This window comes from Arthrobacter sp. PGP41, from assembly GCF_002953935.1.
Taxonomy (GTDB): Bacteria; Actinomycetota; Actinomycetes; order Actinomycetales; family Micrococcaceae; genus Arthrobacter.
On sequence record NZ_CP026514.1, the window covers coordinates 2,013,021 to 2,031,938 of the forward strand.

General features: G+C 61.6%; 18 protein-coding genes and 1 pseudogene. 8 read left to right on the forward strand and 11 right to left on the reverse strand.

Annotated elements, in window-relative coordinates; translation table 11 throughout:
* From C3B78_RS09080 to C3B78_RS09090, 3 genes and pseudogenes are all read right to left on the reverse strand, one after another.
* Positions 1–975, reverse strand: coding sequence for an ABC transporter permease (locus C3B78_RS09080; protein WP_197432369.1), 975 nt, complete (start codon positions 973–975; stop codon positions 1–3).
* Entirely contained in the window at positions 972–2,015 is a 1,044-nt protein-coding gene (locus tag C3B78_RS09085) for a LacI family DNA-binding transcriptional regulator (RefSeq protein WP_234005567.1), read from the reverse strand. The genes C3B78_RS09080 and C3B78_RS09085 overlap by 4 nt, the downstream gene beginning before the upstream one ends.
* Positions 2,016–2,239: 224 nt before the next feature.
* Positions 2,240–2,416 (reverse strand): annotated as a pseudogene (locus C3B78_RS09090) (IS3 family transposase); the annotation flags it as partial.
* A gap of 177 nt (positions 2,417–2,593) precedes the next feature.
* Between C3B78_RS09090 and C3B78_RS09095 the strand changes: the two are divergent.
* From C3B78_RS09095 to C3B78_RS20225, 3 genes are all read left to right on the forward strand, one after another.
* Positions 2,594–2,800, forward strand: a complete 207-nt coding sequence (locus C3B78_RS09095; protein ID WP_229666519.1) for a ribbon-helix-helix protein, CopG family — start codon at positions 2,594–2,596, stop codon at positions 2,798–2,800.
* Positions 2,797–3,165: a type II toxin-antitoxin system death-on-curing family toxin gene (locus C3B78_RS09100; RefSeq protein WP_104997784.1), complete on the forward strand. Its 369-nt coding sequence runs from the start codon at positions 2,797–2,799 to the stop codon at positions 3,163–3,165. The genes C3B78_RS09095 and C3B78_RS09100 overlap by 4 nt, the downstream gene beginning before the upstream one ends.
* Positions 3,166–4,137: 972 nt before the next feature.
* A complete protein-coding gene (locus tag C3B78_RS20225; protein ID WP_104997786.1) occupies positions 4,138–4,779 on the forward strand; it encodes a GntR family transcriptional regulator in 642 nt (213 codons plus the stop codon).
* 195 nt (positions 4,780–4,974) lie between these two features.
* On the opposite strand, the gene C3B78_RS09115 is transcribed toward C3B78_RS20225, so the two are convergent.
* The 7 genes from C3B78_RS09115 to C3B78_RS09145 form a co-directional block, all read right to left on the reverse strand.
* On the reverse strand, positions 4,975–5,499 hold the full coding sequence (locus C3B78_RS09115) for a flavin reductase family protein (protein ID WP_199775368.1): 525 nt from the start codon (positions 5,497–5,499) through the stop codon (positions 4,975–4,977).
* Positions 5,499–5,855, reverse strand: a complete 357-nt coding sequence (locus C3B78_RS09120) for a cupin domain-containing protein (RefSeq protein WP_104997787.1) — start codon at positions 5,853–5,855, stop codon at positions 5,499–5,501. Before C3B78_RS09120 ends, C3B78_RS09115 begins: the two co-directional genes overlap by 1 nt.
* A gap of 2 nt (positions 5,856–5,857) precedes the next feature.
* Complete coding sequence (locus C3B78_RS09125) at positions 5,858–7,324, reverse strand: 4-hydroxyphenylacetate 3-hydroxylase family protein (RefSeq protein WP_104997788.1); 1,467 nt, start codon at positions 7,322–7,324, stop codon at positions 5,858–5,860.
* Positions 7,321–8,004, reverse strand: a complete 684-nt coding sequence (locus C3B78_RS09130) for a DUF2848 family protein (protein WP_104997789.1) — start codon at positions 8,002–8,004, stop codon at positions 7,321–7,323. The genes C3B78_RS09125 and C3B78_RS09130 overlap by 4 nt, the downstream gene beginning before the upstream one ends.
* 17 nt (positions 8,005–8,021) lie before the next feature.
* Positions 8,022–8,816 (reverse strand): carbon-nitrogen family hydrolase, encoded by a 795-nt coding sequence (locus tag C3B78_RS09135; RefSeq protein WP_104997790.1) that lies wholly within the window; start codon positions 8,814–8,816, stop codon positions 8,022–8,024.
* A 40-nt stretch (positions 8,817–8,856) separates the two neighbouring features.
* The gene (locus C3B78_RS09140; protein WP_104997791.1) at positions 8,857–9,516 is read right to left on the reverse strand and encodes a GntR family transcriptional regulator; all 660 of its coding nucleotides are present in this window, start codon (positions 9,514–9,516) and stop codon (positions 8,857–8,859) included.
* A 78-nt stretch (positions 9,517–9,594) separates the two neighbouring features.
* Positions 9,595–10,959: an MFS transporter gene (locus C3B78_RS09145; RefSeq protein WP_104997792.1), complete on the reverse strand. Its 1,365-nt coding sequence runs from the start codon at positions 10,957–10,959 to the stop codon at positions 9,595–9,597.
* A 195-nt stretch (positions 10,960–11,154) separates the two neighbouring features.
* Between C3B78_RS09145 and C3B78_RS09150 the strand changes: the two genes are divergently transcribed.
* The 5 genes from C3B78_RS09150 to C3B78_RS09170 all read left to right on the forward strand — a co-directional run bounded on the left by C3B78_RS09150 (position 11,155) and on the right by C3B78_RS09170 (position 16,077).
* Positions 11,155–12,627 (forward strand): APC family permease, encoded by a 1,473-nt coding sequence (locus tag C3B78_RS09150; protein WP_158677227.1) that lies wholly within the window; start codon positions 11,155–11,157, stop codon positions 12,625–12,627.
* Positions 12,628–12,650: 23 nt separating this feature from the next.
* Positions 12,651–13,292, forward strand: a complete 642-nt coding sequence (locus C3B78_RS09155) for a TetR/AcrR family transcriptional regulator (protein WP_104997794.1) — start codon at positions 12,651–12,653, stop codon at positions 13,290–13,292.
* A 49-nt stretch (positions 13,293–13,341) separates the two neighbouring features.
* Positions 13,342–14,991, forward strand: coding sequence for an amidohydrolase (locus C3B78_RS09160; protein WP_104997795.1), 1,650 nt, complete (start codon positions 13,342–13,344; stop codon positions 14,989–14,991).
* Between the two features lie 195 nt (positions 14,992–15,186).
* The gene (locus C3B78_RS09165) at positions 15,187–15,417 is read left to right on the forward strand and encodes a hypothetical protein (protein WP_158677228.1); all 231 of its coding nucleotides are present in this window, start codon (positions 15,187–15,189) and stop codon (positions 15,415–15,417) included.
* Positions 15,418–15,852: 435 nt separating this feature from the next.
* On the forward strand, positions 15,853–16,077 hold the full coding sequence (locus C3B78_RS09170) for a hypothetical protein (protein ID WP_158677229.1): 225 nt from the start codon (positions 15,853–15,855) through the stop codon (positions 16,075–16,077).
* 1,135 nt (positions 16,078–17,212) lie between these two features.
* Here C3B78_RS09170 and C3B78_RS09175 read toward each other — a convergent pair.
* Entirely contained in the window at positions 17,213–18,634 is a 1,422-nt protein-coding gene (locus C3B78_RS09175) for an MFS transporter (protein ID WP_104997798.1), read from the reverse strand.
* Positions 18,635–18,918: the final 284 nt, after the last annotated feature.

The following is an 18,918-nucleotide window of genomic DNA, read 5'->3' on the forward strand; positions in this document are numbered from 1 at the left end:
TCACCACAGGGTCGCTTGGTTGGCCCGGCGCGCAATCGTGTTGAAGACAAGCAGCAGCGCCAGGTTGAGGAGGGAGTTGAACAGGCCGATGGCGGCCGAATAGCTGAACTGCGCCTGCTGCAGGCCCGCGTGGTAGACGTACGTCTGGATGATCTCCGAGGATGAGATGTTCAACGGCGTCTGCATCAGCAGCGCCTTCTCAAACCCGACGTTGAGCAGGTTGCCGATGGCCAGGATGAACAGGATGGTCACCACGGGCATGATGCCGGGAAGGTCGATGTGCCGGATGCGCTGGAGTTTGGACGCGCCATCCACCTTGGCCGCGTCATGCAGCGCAGGATCGATGGCTGCCAGGGCCGCAAGGTAAACGATCATCGAGAAGCCGGCGTTCTGCCAGACATCGGAGATCACGTAGACGGGACGGAACCATTCAGGGGAGCCCATAAAGAAGACGGGCTCCCCGCCGGCGAGCTGGATGGCGTTGTTCACCAGGCCGGACCGGGGGGAGAGGAGGACGAACATGATGCCCACCACCACGACTGTCGAGATGAACGCGGGCGAGTAGAGCACGGTCTGGGTGAACTTCTTGAACTTCTCGCTTTGCAGTTGGTTGACCAGCAGCGCGAGGATGATCGGGATGGGGAAAGCCACCAGCAGTCCGAGGATGGCGATCCACAGCGTGTTGCCGACCACCTGGCCGAACTGGTAGGAGTTTACGAACCTGACGAAGTGGGTCAGGCCCGCCCAGGGGCTGTCCGTGAACCCGTCCACCGGGTTGTAGTTTTTGAACGCTATCTGCACGCCGTACATCGGCCAGTATTTAAAGACCAGGATGTAGATGACAGCCGGGGCTAGTAATACGTATAACTGCCAGGCACGGGAAATTCTCTTGAGGCGGAGCGAAAGAGAATTTTTCCGCTGCGGCAACGGTGCCGCAGCTGGACCGCCGCGTCGGGCCGGGATAGTGCGGCTCATGGCATCTCCTTGGGATGGGTCACTGAGTTCCGTTCGATCAGGGGGCAGTCCATGAGCTCGACCCGGCCATCGGGTTCCGCATCCTGGAGGATCAGTTCGACCGCGCGCCGGCCCATGGCGACGAACGGCAATTCAAAGGTGGTCAGGCCCGGCCGGAGGAACGGTGCCAACGTCGCCTGGTTATCGAAGCCAACAATGGACACGTCCCCGGGAATCGAAAGGCGCAGGTCGGACACCGCCTGGTAGGCGCCCCAGGCACCGCGGTCGTTCGCGCAGAAAATCGCGGTGGGCGGTTTGCCGGAGGTCAACAGCTCCATCGCGTTCCTGTAGCCGTCTTCCTCGCCGCCTCCGCCGAAGCGGACAAGGTCCGGATCCAGTTCCAGCCCTGCTTCCTCAAGAGCTTTCCGGTAACCGTCGTAACGGCCGACGGCGGCCGGGAGCCCGCTTTCAAGACTCTCGATATTGATCAACGCGATTCGGGAATGCCCCGCCGCAAGCAACCGGCGAGTGGCCGCGTATCCGCCCTTGACTTCGTCGGGAGCGACACTGGCAACCCGTCCCGCCCGGTCCTGGGAATTCAGCACAACGGATCGGACATCCGTCAGGGCCTCCGGAACATCCAAGCGCCGGTGATACATGCCGGCGTAAACCACTCCTGCAACCTTGTAGGAGAGCATTGCGTCCAGGGACGCGGCCTCAAGCTCCTTGTCGCCGCCGGTATTGACGGTCAGCAGAAGGAGCCCGTCCTCCCACGCCCGCTGCTGCGCACCCTCGATAATGGCGCCGGCAAAAGGAGTGGTGGCAACGGTATCGCCGATGAACCCGATCATGCCTGCCACGCCTTCACGGAGGGTCTTGGCGTGGGCGTTGGTCCGATAGCCCAACCGGTTCACGGCATCCCGGACCTTCTTGCGGGTCTCCTCCGAGAACCGTGACCCGGAGGCCGAGTTCAGCACCAAGGAAACCGTAGCCTGCGACACGCCTGCGGCGGCAGCCACGTCGTGCATCGTCGGTCCGGACTTCGGCCGCGTTCCAGCCATGGGCGCCTCCTCGAGCCGGTAAGTTTGTTGGGTTATGCGTATAACTTCGGTAACTCTAGCGTGTGTCACACGGAGCGTCAATAGAAGGAATTTGACCTACGGAATCACATACACCTGATTGCCTGCGCAGAGCCCTTGCAAGAGTGGGCGACTGTGGAGCTGAGCGTTTTGCGGATAACTGCCACGACTAAGCGGTGCAGGCCTACTACGGGACCCGACCTGTCGAATGCAGGGCCGTCGGCGTGGATGTCCCGGGAGGCGTTGACCAGGTGCGCATCAGCCAGGTCCGGTCCGTCAACGGACCGGCCCTCCACCCGTATTAGCCTTGCTTGGCTGTTTCCCAACACCCTGCAGGTCACCGCCACGGGAACACCGTCGGCGGCAAGATCCGTGACCAGCGGACCCCGTCACCGCGTAGATCTGATCCAGAATCTCGCCTTCGCGGCTTTGGAAGCACGGCGGTATTCCGTGCTGACCTACTACCCGCCGGCGTCCGCCCCGCCTTTAAGCTCAGGACTCGAGTCGAAGGCGCGTGCAGACCGTTGAAGGTGACAGTACCGGTTTGGTACCATAAGGGGATGGCTATGAATCTCCGTGTCCCTGAAGACCTCGATCGGCGGCTGGAGAAGTTGGCTGCTGAGGAACATACGTCCAAGTCCGCGCTTCTGTTGCAGGGGGCAGAGTTGGTTCTGCAGCGCCACGCGCGCCGGCGTGAAATCAGCGCAGGTCTTGATTTTGTTATGAGTCATGACGCTGATCTGCTGAAGCGCCTTGAAGACGCGTGACAGCGTACCTGGACATTGAGGATGCCCTTCAGGTAGTTGATCGGTACGGCTTCCATATCCGTGATGTCGGGTTGTTGGCCTCAGCATTGGTCAGGCCGGCTACGACTGTCCTGGGCGCGGAAGCCTATCCGGAGCTCGCGGTGAAGGCGGCAGCCTTGTTGGAGTCGGTCGCCCGGTTCCATCCACTCATTGACGGCAACAAACGGACGGCTTGGACGCTCATGGTGCTGCTGCTGTGGATCAACGGTCACCGGCATGACTTCACCACGGATGAAGGCTTCGACCTCGTCGTCGGAGTCGCCGCGGGCGCTATCGACCTGCCGAACGCTGCCGCCGAGATTTCCAGGCATCTGGTGCCCCGATAGTCCCTCCAGCGCCCCCGGAAGGGGGTGTGGACATTGTCCACACTTTGGGCTTCGGACTGGGTAGTAGGTCGGTCGGACTGCCTCGGATTCCGCATGTTTCCGTGCGTTCCCAGTGTTTTCGAGGCCGGGAAGACAGTTCGAGTCCCACCTCGGGCACGCATTACCCTTCGTCAGAGGGGTTTTTGCTTTAACGTGTTGACATGGCTTGTGGTGGCGTCCCTCTGACGCTAGATGCGCGGGCTGTGGCCTGGCTGCCGCGGAGCCTATTCAGGTGTGTGGGGTGGCGGGCTCAAGTCCATGGCTAATGGGCCTTCCGCCTGCTGTCGTGGGGTTGCGTGCTTCCTCGTTCCGGTACTGTTTGGTGGGCCCGGGGTGGCCTACACCTATTCATGTGCCGGGGGAGCGGTGACTACATGACTGCGGGATTGCTGCCCGCGAGATATAAAAGCTGTATTGGGACGCCTTGCGAGAGCCCGGCGCCGGTGTTTGTCCTGCCAAAGTGGGTGTGGACAGTGTCCACACCTATATTTGCTTTTCTGCAATTGCCGGAACCGTGTTCGAGCAGCTGCTCCCAGATTTTGCGGTCCTCCGCGCTGAGCTGAGTCGAGGAGCAGATGTAACCGTACAGTGTCGTAAAGCTGTACATGGACATGCCAGCTGGATCGCTCGGCCCTCCGTTTGGAGAGCGGCGGAAGGCAAAGGGCTGCACGCAGCAGTTGGCTGAGGCCACTGGCCGGTCCTGGAAGTTCATAGGTGCAACACGTTCCCAGCAAAGGGTTCGACTCAGGCTGAGTTGTACTTCAAAGTCATCGGGCGTACTTGAGCAAGGTTTGCTCCAGGGCCCGGCATCTCAGCCTGACGTACCTAGCGCCGGAAGCTGTCGAAGCTAGGCGCAAAGAACGCCACGGACGGGTGAGAAGCTGTAGGTCGAAGACAACTCGTATACTGGCTATCTGCAAGGAAAGGCGTGATGTGTCCCAGTTGACTCCCTCCAGCCAGTCGGCGCCAGAGACTGCCTATAACTGGTTAAGAAGCTACATAGCATCGCTGCCGCGGGATGCGGAGACGTTCCTCAATGAAGCTGTCTTAACTAAAGAAACGGGAACATCGCGCACTCCAGTCCGTGAAGCGCTCCTTCGGCTTGAGGCAGAGGGATTTATCAAGAGGGTGCCTCATAAGGGAGCCTACGTCCCCCCGATATCTGACGCAGACGTCCGAGCGATCCTGCAGGCACGTTCGGTCGTGGAGAAGTGGGCCGTGTCGGGCTTGGACGACATGGTCGAAGGTCAGATCGATGCATTGCAGGGCCTGATTGATCAGCAACGGGATGCTCAGGGTGATCCTGCCCGTTTCATTGAGCTTGATACAGAGTTCCACACCCTAATGGTGAGGGCAGCAGGTAATCCGATCCTCGCAGATTTCTATTCTTCCCTTCGGCAACGCCAGCTTCGGATAGGGGTACTGGCCGTCACAAAGGGACGCGGCCGGGCAGATCAGGTGCTGGGCGAACATCAGTCGATCGTTGATGCCCTTCGGGCACGCAACATTGAGTCGACGCATCAGGCGATTGATTCCCATTTGAAGTCGACTCGAGCAGCCATTGTTGGCTACTAACTCTTCATAGGGGAGCGGATCGGGCTGCACGGCTAAATGGCGATCACAATCGGCGATCATCGTGCCCGGAGTACGCGTCACGTTTGGTCCGGCGCGTTCCCGGCTGGTGCCAAGTTCGCCCAGAGATTAGGTGCAAAAGGCCTCCCCTGCCCTTGGTGGGTCAGGGGAGGCTTTTGGGTTGCGAGGGATGCCAGGTTAGAACGTCCAGGGCATGGCGTCGTGGTTGAAGTCGTGGAAGGAGCCGAATTTTCCGGCGTTGAAGGCCAGGCCGTCGCCATCCCGATCACGGCATGATGTGACCTGTCCGAAGAACACCTGATGGTCGCCTATGTCGTACTGGTGGACCACGGTGCACTCTGCCTGGGACAGGGCGCCTCTGACTACGGACAGGCCGCCTCCGGTGGTGTCGAATTCGCCGGCGTCGAAGCGGGCTCCGCCGCGTTGGGCGAATTGCCGGGCCACGGCTTCCTGTTTGGCTCCGAGGATGGAGATCGCGAACTTTCCGCTTGCGAGGAGGGCGTCTCCGGTGCGGGTGTTGAAGTTCAGGGAGATCATCAGGATGGGTGGGTCCAGGCTGATGGACGTCAACGAGTTGATGGTCATGCCGTACTGTTCACCGGCGTTCTCCGTGGTGACCACGGCGACACCGGTGAGGAACCTGCCCATGGTGCGGCGCATTGCCAGCCCGTCGGGGACTGCGAAGGCTGTTGGAGCGCCCATCAGTTGTTTCCGTTCTGGTAGTAGCGCACCTCAAACATTTTCGCGCCGTTCTCCGAGATCCAGGGACCGTGTTCCATTCCCGGGGGACGGGTTGCCCAGTCACCTGCCTTGAAGGTTTTCCCAAGGCGCTGGTCAACAAAGGAGCCTTCGAAGATGAAGACCTCTTCCCAGAAGTCGTGGGTCAGCACACCGTTGGGGGAGGTGTCTGTTCCGGGCTCGAATTTGAGGATCCGGGTAACACTGTCGTTTTCGGTGTTCCTGGCCAGGATGGCTTCGGAGAGCCCTTCAATGGGTGGATTGCAGGGGGTGAATTCGACGGACGAGGTGGGCGTGAATTCAACTTCAGGTTTTGGCATGGCTAGTTTTCCTCCTTGCGGCCGTCAACGCCGTAGCCTGCCAGGAACTCGTTGAGTTCGGCGACCTGCGCTTCGTAGCCATAGTTGCGGTAGGTGTAGACGCCCTTGACGACGAACGGGGCGCCGGCGTAGAAGAGCTCGTACTGCTGGTGTCGGCCGGCGAATTCCGAGCCGATGATGTCCCAGGCGAGGCGGAAGAGTTTGATACGCTCTTCGCTGGGCACGCCAGGGGAGGCGATGTAGCGTTCGATGTCCGGTGCGGTGACTGGGCTCTTCATGTCCACGACGCCTGAGGGCAGCTGCAGGACGCCGCCGCCCACGAGGTCCCGCAGGATCGCGATGACGCGGGGGTAGGTCTCTGACTGAAGGCCCATGGCGCCGTAGAGGGAGCGTTTGCCGGGTACCAGCATGCCGGAGGAGTCTGCTTCGGCGGTGTATTCGGCAGCGATCAGTGCGGACTCCACGGATGAGACGACGGCTGCGAGTTCGCCGAGCTTTTCCTGAACGCCGGGAATCTTGTCGGTGCCGTTCACCTGGGTGACCTTGCGTGCGACGGCGGCGATGAACTGCAGTTTTGTGGTGAAGCGGGTCTGTGCCTGCCAGTTGCCTAGGGCGTGTGCGCCGGTTTCGAAGAACTGCCGGCGCAGGGTGTCGATGTTGCGGTTGATGAAGACCCGGTCCCAGGGGACGAGGACGTCTTCGAAGACCACGAGGGCGTCCGGCTCGTCGTAGTGGCTGGTCAGCGGGTAGTCGAATTCGCTGGTCGCGGCCGGTGCGAAGGGACGGCGGCAGAGGAACTTGAGGCCCTCGGTGGCCGCGGGCAGCGCGAAGCTGATGGCGAAGTCAACGTCGTCCGGGCCGAGGGGTTTGATGCAGGTGACGAAAACTTCGTCAGCGATGGCGCCGCCGGTGGCGAGCATTTGTGAGCCGCGGACGATTAGGCCCTCGTCGGTTTCCTTGACGACGCCGACCTGTAGGAAGTCGCCTTCCCATCCGGATGCTGTTGTGGCGCGGGAGACCTGCGGGGGGATGATGGCGTAGGAAACGTACAGGTTCTCGGCGAGAATGCGCTTGTAGTAGCGGGTGATGTTTCCTGCGTAGTCGTGTTCGGTGTCTTCAAAGACTTCAGGGTGGGCGCCGAAGGCGGCGAAGAAGGTGCCGACGTGGTCGGGGCTGCGTCCGACCCATCCGTGGGTGTGCTTGGCCCAGCGTTCGACCGCCTGGCGGCGCAGCTTCAGCTCCTCCGGGGTGCGGGGAATGCTGAAGACGAGGTTCGCGGGGCCGTCGATTTCTTCGCTGTGGTACTGCATCCCGTTCGCCGGCTCCGCGGCGATGTCGAAGAGTTCGGCGATGGTGCCAATGACGTTGCGGAAGGCAGGGTGCTGGGCGACGTTCTCAACGGCTTCCCCGTCGATCAGGACGGTGCGTCCGTCGTTGAGCGTCTTAATGTATTCGTCTCCGGTCCTCATGACTGGTGTCCTTTCGTGATGATGTAGGTGTGGTCGATGGTGGTGCCGTCCGGGAAGGTGAGTTCGATCTTCCACTCGCGGCCGTAGATGAAGTCGCCGCCGATGACGGGCAGGGTCCCGCCGAGGCAGACGAAGTCGCGGTCCCCGATGGGGTTGCGCTCAAGGAGCAGTTCGACGACGTTGCCCGGTGTCCGCAAGCCGTCGAGGGTTCCGTCCTGGTAGAGCCGGCCGTCAACCCAGCTGCGTGCCCGGCAGTCGTCCAGTGACAGGGCATGCAGGTCGGGGACAGGAATGACGGTGCCGGCTACCGGTTTGGGGCAGGCCCGTTTTGAATCGCCGATGTCCACTGTTTCCAAGTGGCGGTCGGTGTGGTCTGAAGCGATGCCGAAGTAGTAGCGGCCATCGTGCCTGATGTAGAGAGGTTCGATTTCACCGGAGGTCTGTTCTCCGGTGACGCCGAGTTCGGGGGACGAGGTGACGGATTCGCTGTCCACCCGGTAGAACATCGGCACGGATGGCGGCGGTGCGACACCGATGGCGGCGAGTTCATCGATGTGGTGCTGGACTGCGGCGGCGTCGCGGCCTGTGTATCCGGCCACAACAGCATAATAATCGGTGAGTTCGATCGTTGTATCTGTGCCGGCAACGGCAAAGGTAAGCGTTTCAGTACTGGTTTTCATAGGGTCTGCTTTCGTGGTCATCGGGTCAGGGCTGAGTAGTCGGTGAGTCGGTCAGCGATCACCGGGAATTCGCGGCGTGTAGTGTGCACCAGGTCCGGGTCGATGGTGGTGCGGAGGACTTCCTCACCGTCTCCTGCTTCGGCGAGGAGGCGGCCACCCGGGTCGACGATGCGGCTGGTGCCGCCGAGCTCGACGCCTTCCTGCCTACCGGCGGCGTTGCAGGCGAGGACGTAGACCTGGTGCTCGACCGCGCGTGCGGAGGTGAGCAGCCGCCAATGCTCTCGGCGGGCGGCGGGCCAGGCAGCGGGAACCACGACGATTTCCGCTCCACGCACGCTGAGCTCGGACCACAGGCCGGGGAAGCGGAGGTCATAGCAGGTGGTGCCTGCCATTTTCCCGTAAGGGGTGTCTGCCACCTGAAGGGAGTCACCCCGGGTAAGCAGGTCGGCTTCAAGTGATTTGTACCCAAAGACGTGCAGCTTCGAGTATTGGTGGGCGATATTTCCCCGGGGGTCCACCAGGACAGAAGTGTTGCGCAGGGCCCCTCCGGCGACGCGTTCGACGATGCTGCCGACATGTACATAGGTTCCGAGGTTCTTCGCCACGGACGCGCACATGCGAACCGTTGGTCCGTTCAGCGTTTCGGACAGTTCGGGGTACTGGCCGAAATGGAAGTAGCCTGCGCTCCACAGTTCGGGCAGGACGATGAGGTCTGCGCCCTCCTGCTCCCGCAAAAGCTTCTCGCTGCGTTCGATGCGTTGGGTCTGGCTCTCATCGTCCGGGCTGGACAACTGGACGAGGGCGATGTCCATTGGTGCTCCTTCATAAGTGGGGGCGGCAACCCCGTCGGTCTTAGCCGCGGTTTGAGTGGGCAGGGATGGCTTTGAGGACGGTGAGTGTTGATTCGAGATGGTTCAGGACGGCAGCGGCCGCCGTTGGTGCATCCCTTTGCCGGATTGCTTCGACGATTGCCCGGTGTTCGTCCAAGACGTGGTCACCGCGAAATTGGCTGTCCTGGACGGCCTTGACGCCCATGCGTTGCTGTTTGATGCGCTGGGAGTCGTAGACCTCTTCCAATGCCCGGTTGGCTGCGGCATGCACGATGTGCTTGTGGAAGCTGATGTCGAAGTCGATGAACGCGACCGGGTCGGTGAGGCTGTCCTGTTGGTCCTGGAGGAGCCGGTCAAGTTCGCTCCCCAGGCGGCCGGTAGAGCTGACTTTCCTAACGGCCCACTCTTCGATGACCCGCCGGACTTCCATCATGTTCTCGATGTCCTGTGCCGTCAGCGCGGGCACGTAGGCGCCCTTGTGTGGGACCCGCCGGACCAGACCTGCGGTCTCAAGACGGAGGAGCGCGTCCCGGACAGGGGTGCGGGACACTCCGGCGGCCTCGGCAATCGCGTTTTCGGTGAGGAAGGCTTCTTGGTCCCATGGCAGCAGTGAGATCTCCCGGCGCAGCCACAGATAGGCCGTTTCCGGTGCCGTCGGCGCGGGGTTCTCGAAAATAGTCATGGGTCCGTTCTGTCCTTCCGGGTGAGGTGTGCGCTGTCCGTGGCGGCCGTGTTCCCGCTGCCACGGACAGCGGTCACGTCAGAGCTGCTGCGCCGCTACGGGCGTGGGCTTCTCGTCGAGGTCGCTGAGCTTCATGTCCTTTGTTTCCTTTGCGAAGGACACGGCGACGATGGAGATGACGCCCATGAGGACGAGGTAGAGGGCAATGGCCTGGCCCGAACCGAAAGCCTGGTACAGGGCCAGGGCGATGATGGGGGAAAGTGAGCCGGCGATCAGGGACGCGACGTTGTAGGCCACCGATGTTCCGCTGTAGCGCACCTTGGTGGGAAACAGTTCGGAGAAGAACGCGCCGATCACGGAGCTGTAGGCGGCGAAAATCAGCAGGCCGCCAACAGCGGCGAGGATGATCATGCCCGGTTGCCGGGTGTCCAGGAGGGCGAAGAAGGCAAACCCCCACACCACCGTGGCGACGGAGGCTCCGATCATCATCGGTTTGCGGCCAATCCGGTCGGCAAAGATCGCCAGTACGGGGATGGCAACGACAGCTACGCCCTGGCCGACCATGACGGCGTTCAGGCCAGTCTGGCGATCCATCTTCAGGATCTCGGTGACGTAGGTGATGAGGAACAGGGAGTAGATGTAGAAGCCGGCGTTCTCGCCCATCCGGCTGCCTGCTGCGATCAGGATTTCTTTCCAGTTGCCTCGGAACAGTTCGGCCAGGGGCAGCTTTGCCTGCTTGGCATGCTCGGCATCGGCCTTGGCCTGTGAGGCCAGGAACAGCGGTGTTTCCTGCACGTAGAGACGCAGGACCAAACCGATAATGACCAGCAACGCGGAAAGGCCGAAGGCGATCCGCCAACCCCAGGCAAGGAATTGGTCCTGGGGCATCACAGCGGACAGCACAGCAAGGACACCGGCGGCCATGAGGTTGCCCAGGGGCGGACCAACGTTCGGCCACGAGGCCCAGAATGCCCGCTTGGTGCTGTTGTCGCTGTATTCGGAGACCAGCAGGACGGCCCCACCCCATTCGCCGCCGAGGGCAAAGCCCTGGACCAGCCGTAGGAACAACAGGATCAGCGGGGCGATGATTCCGATTGACGCGTAAGGGGGGATCAAAGCGATGAGGGCGGTAGCCACGCCCATCAGGAGCAGGCTAGCCACAAGCGTTGACTTACGGCCGTGTTTGTCGCCGAGATGGCCAAGAACAATCGCGCCCAGCGGACGGGCGACGAATCCCGCGGCGAAGGTTCCCAGGGCCAGCATGGTGCCGACCATGGGGTCTGCACTGGGGAAGAACAGTTTGTTGAAGACGAGGGCTGCTGCCGTGCCGTACAGGAAGAAGTCATACCATTCGACGGCGGTGCCGGCGAGGCTGGATGCAGCAACTGCGGGAAGGGAGGTGTGCTTACGCACGCCCCGCTCCTTGTGGGACACATTGCTCATGAAAATCCTTGTTGGGGTTTAGGGACGGTGCCTTCTGCGCACCGTTGCGAAGAAGGAAGGCGCCGGGATGGCGCCGGCTCGGTGATCTAATTCACGTCGATGCCCTGCCTCGACTGTAGATCACTCGTATACAACTTGTCCACTAAAAAAATACGACCCTTGACGCAGCCTGTGATCCACGTCAATAATAAGCGAATGACTTTCACTAATGAAGCGGCGGCGATGGTGCCGCCCGCAGGGGCCGATCCTAGGACCGAGCTGAAAAAGGATGCCATCGGCACCCGGGACATCGTCTTTATGCTGGTCTCAGCCGCCGCGCCGTTGACCATCGTTGTCGGGATCGCGCCGCTGGCCCTGGCCGTGGGCGGCGTTGGTGCCCCGGTCATTTACATTGCCGGCGCCCTGGGTCTTGCTCTTTTCGCCGTCGGTTTCATGGCCCTTACCCGCCACATCCAGTCCTACAGCGGCTTTTACGGCTACGTCGCCAAGTCTCTTGGCCGGGTTGTTGGGCTCGGTTCCGGGCTTACCGCATGGATGAGCTACAACGGCATTCAGATAGGTCTGTACGGCCTCCTTGGCATCCAGGCCGACCTCGCTGTCAGGTCGTTGACAGAAGTGGAACTGCCCTGGTGGCTTTACGCACTGGTGGCGATCGGTGCAGTTTGGTACCTGGGCTGGCGGGGGATCGACGTCGGCGCCAAGGTGTTGGCCGTCCTTCTCACCTTGGAAACGGCAATCGTCGCCGTCGTGGCAGCAGCAGTGCTCCTCCAGGGCGGTGCCGAGGGGATCGGATTTGATTCCTTTAGCCCTGACGCGATCTTCACCCCGCAGTTTGCTGCTGTGATCGCCCTGGGCTTCTCGGCATTCATGGGATTTGAATCCGGAGCACTTTACCGTGAGGAAGCACGGGACCCGGACAAGAGCGTTCCCCGGGCGACCTACATCTCCATCGCCTTCATTGGCGCCTTCTACGCCTTTGCAGTCTGGGTTATTGTTCAGGCCTTCGGCCCCGTAGTGGTGCAGGCATTCGCTGCCGGACACCTGGACACGGGAGATACCGCATACATCATGGCCGGAACCTTCGCCGGGGACTGGTACGTGAACCTGATGAGCGTGCTCATCGTTACCAGCATCTTTGCCTCCCAGCTCGCCTTCCACAACACCATCAACCGCTACACGCTCTCGCTGAGCCGCGAAGGCATCTTTCCGAAGCATTCCGGCCGGATCAGCCCCCGGCACGGCACGCCGTCAGTGGCGGGCATAGAACAAACCCTGCTTTCCGTGGCCTTGGTCGTTGGCGCCGCCTTGCTGCAACTGGACCCCTTCACGCAGTTCCTTATCTGGGCAAACAGTCCGGGCGTGATCGGCATTCTGCTGCTGCAGGCCTTCACCGGAGTCGGCGTCGTGGTCTTTTTCGTCCGGCACAGGGAGCACCGGCTCAAGTGGTATGTAATACCCTCGGCTGTCGCCTCGACCTTGATTATGTGCGTTGTGACGTACCTGATGGTGGACAACGTCGGGCTGCTCACTGGACTGCCCGACAATGACCCCGTCAACACCGCTCTCTTGCTCATCGCACCGGTGGTCTTCGGCGCGGGCGCCCTCCTTGCCGTGATCCTGCGACGGGTGAACCCCGCTGCGTACCAACGCATCGGCCATGCGGTCTAACACTTTGAGATTAGCCTTGGAAGATGCAGACGCCCGAAAAGACCAGCCGGATTGGCCGGCCGCGAACCCCGCGGCTCTCCCGCAAGCAAATCGGCCGGGAAGCGCTGGCGATGTTCGAGGAGGAATCAGGACTGTCGATTCCACGCCTCGCCGAGCGCCTCGGCGTACGACAGTCGTCCTTCTACAAGCACGTCACAGGCCGCGACGACATCATCGAACTCGCCCGCGGGTCCCTGGCCGATCGGGTCCATGTTCCCGACCTGACTGCTGCAAACCTCGAAGTCCTTATTCGCCAGATCTTCGATGCGCTCCGAACCGCCTACAGCCTCGCGCCGGCCCTCCTGCCGCTGCTGCTCGCCCAACCGGTCTCGCATCCGGCAGCGTTGGCCCTATACGACAAGTTCGCAGAAGCCTTCCTGCGCGTCGGAGTACCGGATCATCTCATCATTCCGACCCTGGAAACCCTCGACAGCGCCGCCATTGGCGCCAGCCTCGACGCCATCACAATGGAATCCGCCTGGGATATTCCCGAGCCCCACCGGGCGGACTTCCCCCACCTCTCCGCGGCCCAGCAGGCCGTGACAACCAGCCACATGGACCGCTTCGCCTTCTTGGCCGACGTGTTGTCGGTAGGTCTTAAGGCAGCCATCAGCGGCGGCACCTGACATAGTCCCGGGTGCCGGCAGTGGTTCCGCAACATCACAGGAGTACAGCTTGAGCACGCCCGCACCCACCGACATCCTCATCCTTTCCTCCAGCATCCTTCACGGTGAACACCTTGAAGAAACTGCCGGCTTCATCGCCATCAACGACGGCCACATCGTCGCCATAGGCCCAACGGAGGAAGCAGAACAATGGACCCCAGGCGCTGCCCGCGTCATTGACGTTGGGGACGCCACGGTGACCCCCGGGCTGATTGACGCGCACATCCACCCGATACTTGGAATCAGCATCGCCCGCGGCCTGGACCTGAACGGCATAACAGAGTTCAGCGAGGTACGGCTGGCACTTGCCGAATATGCCGCCCAAACACCCCACCGGATCGGCAGGGACTGGCTCTTCGCCTGGGGCCTTGACCCGGTGATCTTCGGCGAAGCGGAGTTCAGCAACGACATCTTCGAAGGCATCCTGGATGGAGAACTCGTCTACATCACCCTTTTTGACGGCCACGCCGCCCTGGTCTCCGACGCCGGCCTCAGCCTCGCAGGGGTAACAGGCCGGGAAAAGCTGGACAGCTCAGGATTCATTGGCACGACCGCCGACGGTAAACCCAACGGCATGCTGTACGAGATGGCCGCCATGGAACTGGTGCAACCCAAGCTCCCGCCACTGTCATTCGACGAAAGAGTAAACGAACTCGACCGGCTGCTGCGCTCGATGGCCGAAGCCGGGCTGGTGGGCGGCCAGATGCTTGACTTCGGCCAGGCCGACTCCCTGGAGGTCTTGGAAGCTCTCGAGGAACGGGGCGACCTGTCCATTCGTCTACGCATTTCCCCGTGGGTCATGCCCGGCGTATCGCAGGAGGATTTGGACAGACTCCTGGCCATGCAGGGCCGTCATGGGCGCCGCTGGCACGTCCGCGGAATAAAACTCATGATGGACGGCACCATCGACAACGGAACCGCATGGCTTTTTGCCCCTGATACGCACGGCGAATCAGTGGACCCGCTGTGGCCCGAGCCTGAAGGGCTCTCGGCTGCCATGAGATTCTTTCACGACAACAGCGTTCCAACCGCCACCCACGCCATCGGAGACAGGGCCGTCTCCCACGTCGCCCGGACCGTCGCCTCACTTCCCCCGAACGGGACAATCCACCGGATTGAACACATCGAATCCATTCCCGACGAGGTGCTGAACCAGGTCGTCGAGTCCGGCGCCACAACAAGTCTGCAGCCGACACACTGCACCTTGTACAGCCGCGCCGACCACACCGACAACTGGTCACGCCGCCTGGGGACCGAACGCGCCAACCACGCCTGGCGCACACGTGATCTGCGCGAGGCCGGAGCCGTCGTCGCTCTCGGGTCCGACTGGCCTATTGCCCCCTTCGACCCGCGCGGCGTCATCGCTGCAGCACAAACCCGCAGACCGGCAGGCAGGCCCGACATCACTCCGGTACAGCCCCAACAGGCGTTGTCCGCCCGTGCCGCACTGGAAGGGTACACCAGCCAGTACTGGCAATCCGTGGGAGAAGAAGGCGGCATCCTGCGCCCGGGAGGCAGGGCTGACCTGACGGTTTTCGCCCAGAATCCACTAAATGCCACTCCTGATGAATTTGCAGCGGCCCCGGTCATCCTCACGATGGTCGACGGCGACGTGGTTGCAGACAAAACGGCACGAATAGACGCCCCAACGCTGACCTAACCCCGGGCCTTGCCTTCAACGTCAGGCTGGCTGAGGAGTCGATCCGCGAAACAAGCCGGTCAACACAAATAGGGCAACTCAGGCCGGCGCCCTATAGACAAGACGTATACAAGTTGCCTACACGCAGGGTGTGACTTGGAGCACCGCAAAAATGCCTAAGACGCAGCCCCAGTAATTCACATAGAGGTGATTTTCATGGCCATGTTTCAGCGGTCCGAAACCACGCTTGAAGTCGACGGCGACGATGCCCTCGTGATCCAGGCAGGGCTCGATGCAGCGGTTGCACTTGCTTCGTCCGCATGCCGCAGCCGCAGAGGCGGCGTGCTTGTAACCCAGCACGACTACTGGTCTTTCACTGTTTCCGTGTCTCCGGACGTTCCGGCTGGACACCTGGTCAGGCGGCAGGCGTGGCGCGTCACATGCTAACCGACAACGCGCCCGTTCTGCTGGCATCGTCCAAAGGGCCGGGAAGCTCCGAAGCATTCGTGGAGGATCCCTGGCTGATGTACCGCGGGGAAGAAGAACACCCTGCCCAGGCGGAAGTGGGCGGCTGGTTGCCGGCCCCAGCCTCGGTCCGAACCTGACGGAAAGAATGTCAATGGAACACCTAGACGCAGGAAACAGCAGTGCCACCGCAGCACTCATTGCAACCATGGACTGTGAAGACGCATGCAACTACTGTGAAGGCCCCGAAACAGATTGAGCACTTTCGAATTCGTTAGACCGAAATGCGCCCGTGTGCGGTAGGCCCTCTGCGGCTGGGTTTCATTGCCTTAAAGCAGGCTGCCCTTTATAAGCGTTAGCCGGGGTGAGACCCGGGTTCACTTCGTTACCTCCAAGGCGACTACCAAGGAAAAAGAAATGCGACTCGTCCAAGCCAGCACGCCAATGAGCACTTTTTCCGGAGGTTCTTCGCTCCTCGGCAAAAAGGTCGAAATCCAGCATCGAGGCAAAGTGCTGCGGGTCGGCTACGTGGAATCAGCGACCCCTTCCGGGGAGGTCGTCTGGCTGGAAGCTTCCGGTATCAAGCAGCGAGCCATGTATGGCCCGGCCTTCGGCCGCAAGGTTATCCCTTTGCCGCATTAGCAACCTCAGGGGCCGGTGCCAAATGGCCTTTGACTTCCGATTGCTGGGCTGACGAATGACCAAGCGGGCCTGGCACCCCCAAAAAACGAGTGTGGACAGCGTCCACACATTTCGCTTCGGATCGGGACTTAAGGACGTCGGGTTGGGCGGGATTTCGTATGTTTTCGCGGGTTCCCAGTGTTTGCAACGGCTGGAGTCCGGTTCGAGTCCCACCTCGGGCACGACGTTTTCCCTCGTCAGAGGCGATTTTGCTTTGACGTGTGTACAAAGCTTGTGGTCGCGTCGCTCTGACGGCTGGTTCGCGGGCTGGGGCCTGGCTGCCGCGGAGCCTGTTCAGGTGTGTGGGGTGGCGGGTTAAAGACCCCGGCTGGTGGGCCTTCCGCCTGCTGTGGGCTGGATTTATGCGGTTCCTCGTTCCGGTTCTGTCGGGTTGGCCGGGGGTGGCCTACACCTGTTCATGGACCGGGGGAGCGGGCACAACATGACTTCGCCGATTGCGGTGCGAAACTTCCTTGGACGGCCCCGCTTTTTGGGCACGGGAACTGGGGGACCGCTGTTTTCTCCTGCCAAAGGGGGTGTGGACAGTGTCAACACTTACTTCTGCTTTAAGGGCCGCTGGGGCCGACTTGTGGGCGTTGCAGCAGACTCCAGATTGCCGGCCGAGCATACCGCCTCGATTCCGCAGGGGAGTGGCCCCATCCAGGTGCTGGAAATGACAGACAGCGACGCTGGATCTGGTTGTACAAAAAGTGCAGGGAGGGGCCTGGCCGCTCTGAGTTCTTGGGGCACTAGCTGGCGGCGCAGCAGCCCTGGCAGTGTGAATTTGTTTGCCTTCCTATGTGCCCATTGACCGGCTGCAGTACGTCCGGACGGGCATGAAACCGACGAATGACCTGGCCGTGTCCTTTTGAGTGGCGTGGCGGTTTGAGCGGAGTCAGAAGTGTCCGGTTTGGGTCTACGAGTTTCTTGGGCCATCGCCACAAAAATGGAGGTTGTGCCCTACTCTGACACCTGGCACACGCCAGCCTGACGTCAGGCTGGCGTGTGCCTCATCTTGGCGCCGGGCCCCAGCCGGGAAGGGGAAAGCCCTCGACCGGAGTCGGTCGAGGGCTTTCCTCATGTGCAGTGTTGAGGTCTACGCCTTGGATTCCTTCGTCTGGATCCCGCCGTGTGGAGCCTCGAGGAGCAGGTGCTCTCCTTCCAGTACTTCGGGGTCTGCCGGTGCGACGGTGGCACGCCCGCCCTTACTGCCGGTCTCGGGGAGCGTGAAGTAGACGATGAGGGAGAGGGTGACAATGGCGATCATGTAGTACGCAACGAACATGGGCTGTCCGGCGCCGACGAATGCAGCCGCAATCAGTGGTGCGGTGCCACCGAAGACGGCGATGACGATCTGGTGTGCGAAACCGATGCCTGCTACCCGGACTGAGGCCGGGAACAGCTCGGCCTGGATTGTCGGGTAAACGGCCTGCCAAATACCGAGAACTACCCACCCGGATGCCGAAACCAGAACGTATACCCAGAAGCCTGGCTGGTTCAGCAGCAGAAGCAGTGGGTAGAAGAGCACGATCATGCCGATGGCGCCGATGATGGGGAAGATCTTGCGTCGGCCGAGGCGGTCGGAAAGGTATCCGCAGACCGGCACGATGACCACGAGCAATACCAGCCCGATAACGCTCCCGGCCAGGGTGGAGGACAGGTCCCGTCCGGTGGTCAGCTTGGCATAGGTGGGGAGGAAGGTGGCCCAGGTGTAGTAGGCCACTGCCGGGGCAGAGAGTGCCGCTGCCTGGAGCAGAGCCTTCGGGTGTTCGCGGATCAGGTCCTTCAGGCGCGCCCAGGCGGACTTTTTATCGACGAGGGCAGCTGCCTCAAACTCAGGGGTCTCATCCGAGCGGGCCCGCAGGATGAGACCGGCGACGCCGAGAACGCCGCCGATGATGAACGGGATTCGCCAACCCCAGGCTGCGAGTTCGGCGGGAGCAAAGGATGATGTCACGATTGCGGCGGACCCGGTCGCTGCGAGGGTTGCGAGGCCGCTTGCCATGTTGGAGAACGAGCCGAACAGGCCCCTCCGGTTCGCGGGAGCGTGTTCGACCATGAACGCGATCGCGCTTTGCTGCTCGGTGCCGGCCGAGATTCCCTGGAGGATGCGTGCAACCAGGAAGAGAACAGGTGCTGCGTAGCCGATCGTCGCGAACGAGGGGGTGAGGCCGATGATGAGAGAGCCGAGCGCCATTCCGGAGATGGACAGCGTCAGGATGAGCCGGCGGCCGTAACGGTCGGCCAGCGGCGAGATGATGATTCCGCTGAGCGGGCGTATGACAAAACCGACGGCGTAGGTGAGCAGCGCTGCGACAAGGGACGCGAAGGGGTTCTCGCTTGGGAATATCTGTCCCGCGAACACCGCTGCCAGCAGCCCGTAGATGTACCAGTCGTACCACTCCACAAAGTGGCCGATCGTGCCTGCCACCATGTTGACGGAGCGCCGGGGCGGCTCCGGCGCTTCCGGAAATTCAGAAGGGCCCGAGCTGTCGAGCGCATCTTTTGAGGTCTTCATTGAACTCTCCATACTTTCACGTTTGCTGAGGAGGGGTTAGGGACTGAACCGGAAGCAATCGGTCCTCCGGCTGTTAACCGGAACAAATAAGATCGGTTGCTGAGATCGGTTGCAGAGATCGGTTGCAACAACAGTAAGGTCGATAAAAGAGACTTGTCAACGTTTTTTGTGAGCCACGTCGCAGGGTCTGGCGTTGAAGCCTCCAGGGGAGGGCAACCGCGTTGTGCGCTGGAGGCAGACGTGCTGCCTCGGTCGAACTAGGGGTGGTGTGGCCCATTTATGCC